Genomic DNA, 7,998 nt, shown 5'->3' with positions numbered 1-7,998 from the left:
AAGTTAAAACCATATTTTTGGTCATTTTTCTTGACGTTGAAAGGTAAACCATATTTCTTACAATCAAAATTAATTTTGGAGATTGCCGCAGGTGAAATTAGATAAAAGTATTCTTGGTTGGATTTCTTACGATTTTGCAAATTCATCGTTTACCACAGTTATCGTAACGGTTGTTTATAGCGTGTATTTCAAAAATATTGTGGTTGGGGGCAAATTGTCCGGAGATTCTTTGTGGGGATTGTCCGTAAGTGTTTCGATGTTGATAGTGGCATTTATTGCTCCGATTTTGGGTGCTATATCCGATTATTCAAAATCTAAAAAAAAGTTTCTTTTTTTCTTTTGTTACCTCAGCGTCTTGTTTACCGCACTTTTGTATTTTGTTCGACAAGGTGATATTTTTTGGGGAATGCTGCTTTTTATTCTGGCAAATATCGGATTTGAAGGAGGTAATGTTTTCTATAACGCATTTCTACCGGAAATTGCAAAGAAGGAAAATATCGGGAAAATTTCAGGATTCGGCTGGGGATTCGGATACATCGGCGGTTTAACAGCCTTGGGAATTTCATATATAATAATCGGTAGGGGAACAGTTTATGTCTTTCCGTTCATTGCAGCTTTCTATGGAATTTTTGCCATTCCCATCTTCCTTTTAATTAAAAAAAAATCATTTCGGAAGGATTTTGAGCATGAAAATTACATAAAAATCGGTTACAAACGCCTGAAAACTACTTTTCAAAATATTAGAAATTATCGGGAATTATGGAAATTCCTTATCGCATTTTTCTTTTATAATGACGGAATAAAAACGGTTATAGTTTTTGCGGCAATTTACGGTGCATCTCAATTTGGAATGACTGGCACAAAATTGATCATTTATTTTCTTCTCGCAAACGTCTTTGCCTTTTTAGGGTCAATATTTTTTGGCTTTATAGTTGACAGAATTGGCGTGAAATCAACTATTAGCATCAGTTTATTGATTTGGATCGTTATTGTTGTTGGTGCATTTTTTTGCACTAATGTGAACCAGTTTTACGGAATTGGAATTCTTGCCGGAATAGCTATGGGAGCAAGCCAATCCTCCAGTAGAGCAATGGTTTCGTTGCTTACCCCAACCGGTAAGCATGCCGAGTTTTTTGGCTTTTATGCGCTCAGCGGAAAAGCTTCTGCAATAATCGGTCCGATGATGTATGGAACAATAATCGCTTTGTTGCGAAGCCAACGTCTGGCGATTCTTAGTATTGGCATTTTCTTTATTTTTGGTTTGATCTTATTGCAAACGGTCAATGAAAAAGAAGGAATCAAAATAGCAAATAATAAATAAAATATCTTCCCTTTTAAATGGGACTCGGAGGAATATATGTGTGGAATAGTTGGATATATCGGTAAACGCGAGGCAATGCCGATAATAATCGAAGGAATAAAACGTCTCGAATATCGGGGTTATGATTCATCCGGTGTAGCGGTTTTGAATAACGAGGGAGAACTTATCGTCCATAAGATGAAAGGCAAGATTGTTGAAATGGAAAAGACCATTCCCAATGATAAAAATTTTTCCTCAAATTGTGGAATCTCTCACACTCGTTGGGCAACTCATGGTGAGCCATCAACTATAAACGCTCATCCCCATACAGATTGTTCGGAAAAAATAGCAATTGTTCATAATGGAATTATTGAAAATCACGATTTGCTTCGTAAAAGATTAGAGGAAAAAGGACATAAATTTTCAAGTCAAACCGATTCGGAGATTATTGCTCATCTTATTGGAGATGTTCATAAAACCGGTAAATCTTTACATGAATCCGTCAGAGTAACTACAAAATTACTAATCGGAACTTACGGCTTAGTAGTTGTTTCAGAAGATGATCCGGGCGTAATGATAGTAGCAAGACGAGGAAGCCCACTAATAATCGGGGTAGGAGATGGTGAAAATTTTGTTGCATCGGATGCGGCTGCTTTGGTAACACATACAAAAAGAGTTATTTATCTAAAAGATAATGAAACTGCTAAAATTACTGCAGAGAATATTTTTATCAAAGATACTTTTAACGGAGAAATAGATAAGGAAATAGAAAGAATTCATTGGGATATTTCTATGATTGATAAGGGCGATTTCGAATACTATATGCTCAAAGAAATTTTTGAACAACCTCAATCAATCGAAAATTCATTTAGAGGAAGAGTTGAATCAAAATTTAATACGGCACGATTGGGAGGTATAAATATTTCTCCTAAAGAAATGCGAGATATTAAGCAAATTTGTATTGTAGCCTGTGGAACATCTTGGCATGCCGGACTGGTGGGTGAATATATTATCGAGGATTTAGCAAGAATCCCTGTTCGAGTTGAATATGCTTCCGAATTTCGATATCGCGATCCGATTCTCAAACCTGACACGCTTGTCATAACAATTAGCCAATCAGGTGAAACCGCGGATACGCTTGGGGCACTACGCGAGGCAAAAGCTCGTGGGGCAAAAGTCATGGGAATCACAAATGTTATCGGCAGTTCGATTGCAAGAGAAACGGATTTCGGTTCTTATATTCATGCCGGTGCAGAAATAGGCGTGGCTTCAACAAAAGCTTTCACTTCACAACTTACAGTTCTATTTCTTTTTGCTCTAATGATGGGAAGAATGAGGCATCTCACTCCCAGACAAGGAGCGGATTACCTCAAAGATTTAGAGAAAATTCCTTCTCAGGTTCAAGAAATATTGAATCAAAACGATAAAATTAAAGAGATTGCAAGAAAATATAAAGATGCAACGAATACCCTTTATCTTGGACGAGGATATAACTATCCGGTTGCCTTGGAGGGAGCTCTCAAACTAAAAGAGATTTCATATATCCATGCCGAAGGTTATCCGGCTGCAGAAATGAAACATGGCCCTATCGCCCTTATTGATGAAAACATGCCGGTTGTGTTTGTTGCTACGGATGATTTTATTTATGAAAAGATTCTTAGTAATATTGAAGAAGTAAAATCAAGAAAGGGCAAAATTATTGTCATTGCAAACAGCACTACAAAAGGTTTAACCAAACTGGCAGATGATATAATCTATATTCCCCGAACTTCTCGCCCGCTTACACCTTTGCTAACTGTAATTCCGATGCAACTTTTTGCTTATCACATTGCTGTTTTACGAGGGCTGGATGTTGACCAGCCGAGGAATCTTGCAAAAAGCGTTACTGTGGAATGATCTCTAAATTTTATTATAGAATTTATTCAACACAAAGGGCACAAAGAACACAAAGAGAAAAAAACAGATTCTTTATGTAACATCAGCAAGTGATGAGTCCATTTAGCAAACAAATGAAGTGGTTAAAAAATGGGAAAAATGTAATAAATTATCTGCAAGTAATCGAAAAAATTTACAATGTCACAAAGAATTGAAAAATGTAATGCCATTGCTTTGCGAGTAACGAATTACTCAAACACAAGCCAGATTACGCAATTCATCACAGACAGATTCGGAATGATTGGAGTTATTGCAAAAGGCAGTAGAAATCCTAAAAGCAAAATGAGTGGAGTCCTGCAGACTTTATCTCTATATGAATTAGTGATTTATAAAAAGGAAAATTCGCTCTCGCTTCTTAAAGAAATTACAGAAGTTAATGATAATTTTGAACTTTTGGATGATATAGAAAAAACAACCTGTGCTCAAGCAGGAGCGGAAATTTACTTACAATTATTATTAGAAGAAAATGATTACAAAAATTTTTTCATGCTTTTGCAAACTTATTTTACTTATCTTAAATCAGTAAAAAGAAATTTTATTATTATTTTCTGGAGATTTTTTCTTCGCGTATGTTCTTATCTTGGTTTCCCGCTAACTTTCGATAAATGCAGAATGTGTGATTCCAAAAATGTTGATGAAATGTATGGAATCACTTTTAAAGAAAGCGGTTTTATTTGCAAAAAATGTGTTAAAAAATTTCCTGTTAAAGAAAATCTGAAATGCAATTCAAAAACAATTCATTTGCTTGCATCAATCAATAATATTTCATCACAAATTAATTCACTTCAATTATCAAGAGATACGATTAGGGAAATAAATTCAATTTTTAAGATTTATCTCAATTATCATTTGCATAAACAAATTCATCTAAAAAGTTTGGAAATAATTTACTAACCGTAACTCGAACATCCTTGTTCGAATATGCAAATAGGGATAAAAGGCAAACAGAAATGTTTGCTTTACGGATTTTTATCAAACCATGAATATTTCCAATCCTGATAGTTCTCAGCAAGTCCGGCTTTTACCTGGTTTTCTAGAATATAACCAACAATTCTATTAAAATCTTTTCTATCACGGATAAAATGATCATAATTTTCGTGATGCCAAAATTGTCCGTGTTTGGTCAATATTTTATTTGCTTCATTTGCAGTATAACTTTTGTGATCCTTCATTATTTTTGCTAAAGAATATTGAATGTTCTTCGGGTTAGTTTTCGGTTTAATTATTATATGGACATGATTAGACATGATTGTAAAACAGACAAGTTTATATAGTTTTTTATGGTTAAAGAAAAGACTATCTCTTACAATATCGGCTATTTTGTTATTTTTTAGCCAATGAGGATTCTGTTTGCGTTTCCAAAGATAATCATCATATAGATCGAATAGTTCGTCATTGCATTTTGTTTTTAGATTATTGAATTCAGATTCCGGTGAGCTTTTCATTTCCTCATTAAATTTGTCTTTTATATTTTTTAATTGACGCCTAATCTCATCAGGTAAAATGAACTCTAATCTATATGTAATGAAGAACAAATAACCTTTTGGCTGGATGTGTGGCAAGTTTCTTCTGTAAAAATATTTATACTCTAAATTGCTGTTTTTCATATTATTATTTGGTTAACCGTAACTCGAACTTCCTGTTCGAATATGCAAACAGGGATAAAAGGCAAACAGGGATGTTTGCTTTACGGTTAATTTATTAGCAGACATTTCTTAATAGATTTTGTAACTCCATTTACTTTCAATTGATAGAAATATATTCCTGCAGAAACAGGATTGCTGTAATTATTTTTCCCGCCCCATGTTTTTTGATAAACTCCAAACTCCGCCGTCTCATTAACTAATGTTTTTACTAATTGCCCTTTTATATTGAAAATTTCGACCAAGACGTCTGAATTCGATTTTGCGATTGAGTAATTGATTTTTGTTGAATTTGTAAAAGGATTTGGAAAATTGCCGAGTAATTGTGAGAAAGTTATAACTTCACCATCAATGCCTTGACCCGGGGATACTTCAAATTGCACAGTTACATTTACTACCGCCTCATCAGGATCATTCGAAGTAATCTCAATATTTCCCTCATAATCTCCTACGGGTAATTGGGTTGCATCACAAGTTAAATAGATTGTTTGGCTTTCGGATGGTTCCACAGTACCGGAAATAGGTGAAACTTCAAGCCATTCTTCTTGTTCCAATAAGATTGTGGCTGTCAGTTGAATATTTGTAGCCTGATGTCCACCATCACCGTAGGAATCCTCAATCCAAATTTTCCATGTTCCATTCAATTCCTCTCCGTCGAATGCATCTATATTTATGGAATAATTACCGGAACTTAAGCCTGCACCGATTGTAACTTGCGTACCGGAAGGTGATTCCAGCAGGAAACTTCCCTCTTGGGGCCAATTATCTGTAGCCCAATGAAAATCCAAACTGATATTTGAAATTTCACCTGAATCAACGATATCATAATCTAACCAGCCATTTTCAGTATAAGTATTGTAATTATATGAGCTCGGGGAAGGACTGTCCGGAACGTTATATTCAATTTCTTCTTCAATTGCGGTTGTGTATGACAGGGAAAAGTTTAATCCCAATTCTCCGTCATTACTAATCAAAAATTCTGCATCTGTAGATGTGCCGGACTGACCTTCAACGGTAATCAAAGTATCAACTGATATATCCGGAAATAGTTGCTCACCGACAAAAAAAGTGAATGGATCAGGAGTGCCGATAAAAGGGTCATTTTCTATTCTACCCGATTCATCGGCAGTATGGATGTAGTAGGCTACTTGGCTTCCGATCGATGGGGCGGGAATATAGGCAGAATATGAATTTCCCCCTTCAAAGTTCATATTAATTGAAGTAAAATCTCCTCCATTTATACGGTAAAACACTTTTGTAGAATCCGGCAAAATAGGTTCTCCGCTGTACGAAATTATTTCTGCTTCAATCAAATATTCATCTTGAACGGGTGCTTCTCCGAGAATTGGATAATGTTCAATCCAAAGAGTGCCAAGGTCTGCGATTCCTTTTGTTCTGCAATGCAAAGCATCTGTAGATGCCCATGAACCGGTAAAACCGATAATTTCATATCCTGGCATGGCTTGTTCGTAAGTGGCGATTGCATCATCATCATAGGAAGAACCGGTAATTGGAAGTAAAACTTTTTTATTCAAAATCAAAGAGTTTGTATAAGGTTCATTATTTGGTGTGAAAACGCGGTAAATCTGATAGTTATTCCCATACGCAGAAATTTGTTCCGCAAAATAATCTGCAGTTTCTTCCAGTTCATCATACTGGGGATGAGTTTCCGGTACTGAGCGAATGAGCACTTTGTCCACATCCAGAAATTTACCCCAACAATCAATGTGATCAATATATGTATTATTCGGATCTGGGACAACGTGATAAGTATTTATCCCAAGATATTCATCCACAAATCCAGCAACTTCTTCGTGAGTGAGAGTGGGATTTTCATCCCAAATAAGTTCTGTGGATGCAGAAATTCCAAGACCGCCAGTCATATAATTTCCACCGGTGGAAATCAAATTCATTCCGAAAAGATTTATATCAAGAAATTCAGCAACTTCGATTGGAATATCATCATCATTAGGTCGGGGACGGTTATAAGGAAAATTCACAATTCCGAATTCATTATTACCGTCCACAATAAACCATGGTCCATAATCACGCGTCCAATATGTATCTGTGGGAGCAATTAAAAAATTGCAATTATCCATATTGGCACCGGCATTTTGATAACTGTTAGTAGCTTGGTTTTGATAAAAGGTGTTTGCTACAATAGTGGTAACAGTAACATTTTCGGACATTTCAGCCACAAGAGAAACTGGAATTCCGAGTGGATATCGAATAAGAACTCCCTGCATTCTGTTGAATTCTGCTATATTTCTTATGGGAGCGGGTGGGGGATCGGTAGGTTCAAAATCTCGCCCAATTTCATCAATTCTATTCAGTTCATCTTCAGTCATCCAGATTGGAAGACTGGATGGATTTTCCGCAAACCATTCGGCTTCTTTTGGGTTGCTTATCTTGTAATTCGGTAATTTGTTATTTGCTAAAAGCGAACTGCATACCAAAAATGTTACGAGGAGGCTTATTGTTTTTTTCATATTATTCCTTTAAAAAATTATTATTAGTGAAACTGCACGATTTTTTTTATTCGATAATTCTGTCAAATCCCATAAAAATAAATTCTGTAAATTGAACATCCTTTTTCGAATATAGAAAAAAAGCAAACAGGGATGTTTGCGCTACTATTTTTTTTATAAATTTTTAAAAAACTTGATTAATAAATACTTGTTTTGAGATATTGTTAAAAATTTATTAAAAGATTTTTTTTAGTAAAAAAAAATTAAACGATGAGTACTAAATGATAAAAAGGTTTCTAAAATTTGGTCTTCGGGGTATTGCTGGTGGATTAGTTGATAGCGCAGTTCTTTTTCTATTAACTGAATTTTTATTCAAGAATTATTTTCAATCTCATATAATTGCTCCGGCAATATCGTTCGAAGTGGGAGTGATTTGTACCTATTATATTTGCTACAAATGGATTTGGCATCACCGAGTTCATCATCATATTAAAGATTTTATCAAAAGATTTTTTTCCTATAATTTTGCAGCCCTTTTCTCGTTTTTTATTAAAATATCTCTCTTAAATTTATTCGCAGTCCTTTTTGATTTTCATGTGGTAATATGTAATCTTATGGCTTTATTTTTTTCCGGATTTTTTACTTTTTTTGC

General features: G+C 34.9%; 6 protein-coding genes. 4 read left to right on the top strand and 2 right to left on the bottom strand.

Going from position 1 to position 7,998, the window contains the following annotated elements:
• The first annotated feature begins 91 nt into the window (after window positions 1-91).
• The 3 genes from U9P79_00140 (at window position 92) to recO (ending at window position 4,129) form a co-directional block, all read left to right on the top strand.
• The gene (locus U9P79_00140; GenBank protein MEA2103043.1) at window positions 92-1,321 is read left to right on the top strand and encodes an MFS transporter; all 1,230 of its coding nucleotides are present in this window, start codon (window positions 92-94) and stop codon (window positions 1,319-1,321) included.
• 36 nt (window positions 1,322-1,357) lie between these two features.
• Window positions 1,358-3,196 carry a glutamine--fructose-6-phosphate transaminase (isomerizing) gene (gene glmS / locus U9P79_00135; GenBank protein MEA2103042.1) on the top strand — a complete coding sequence of 613 codons (1,839 nt, stop codon included), beginning with the start codon at window positions 1,358-1,360 and terminating at the stop codon, window positions 3,194-3,196.
• A gap of 177 nt (window positions 3,197-3,373) precedes the next feature.
• On the top strand, window positions 3,374-4,129 hold the full coding sequence (gene recO, locus U9P79_00130; GenBank protein MEA2103041.1) for a DNA repair protein RecO: 756 nt from the start codon (window positions 3,374-3,376) through the stop codon (window positions 4,127-4,129).
• Window positions 4,130-4,194: 65 nt separating this feature from the next.
• Here the strand turns inward: recO and U9P79_00125 are convergent, their stop codons facing one another.
• Both U9P79_00125 and U9P79_00120 read right to left on the bottom strand, forming a co-directional pair.
• Window positions 4,195-4,842 carry a transposase gene (locus U9P79_00125; GenBank protein MEA2103040.1) on the bottom strand — a complete coding sequence of 216 codons (648 nt, stop codon included), beginning with the start codon at window positions 4,840-4,842 and terminating at the stop codon, window positions 4,195-4,197.
• Between the two features lie 86 nt (window positions 4,843-4,928).
• Entirely contained in the window at window positions 4,929-7,367 is a 2,439-nt protein-coding gene (locus tag U9P79_00120; protein ID MEA2103039.1) for an agmatine deiminase family protein, read from the bottom strand.
• Window positions 7,368-7,627: 260 nt separating this feature from the next.
• Here U9P79_00120 and U9P79_00115 point away from each other — a divergent pair.
• On the top strand, window positions 7,628-7,998 hold a 371-nt coding region (locus tag U9P79_00115; GenBank protein MEA2103038.1), incomplete at its 3' end, for a GtrA family protein.

The organism is Candidatus Cloacimonadota bacterium (assembly GCA_034661015.1).
GTDB lineage: Bacteria > Cloacimonadota > Cloacimonadia > JGIOTU-2 > JGIOTU-2 > JAYEKN01.
Note: the sequence above shows the minus strand (reverse complement) of the source record. Positions and strands in the feature narration are given on the sequence as shown.

Bases quoted from the DNA above. Each gene is read 5' to 3' on its own strand.
- glmS (MEA2103042.1), top strand. From the start codon at position 1,358: ATGTGTGGAATAGTTGGATATATCGGTAAACGCGAGGCAATGCCGATA.
- recO (MEA2103041.1), top strand. From the start codon at position 3,374: ATGTCACAAAGAATTGAAAAATGTAATGCCATTGCTTTGCGAGTAACG.
- U9P79_00125 (MEA2103040.1), bottom strand. From the start codon at position 4,842: ATGAAAAACAGCAATTTAGAGTATAAATATTTTTACAGAAGAAACTTG.
- U9P79_00120 (MEA2103039.1), bottom strand. From the start codon at position 7,367: ATGAAAAAAACAATAAGCCTCCTCGTAACATTTTTGGTATGCAGTTCG.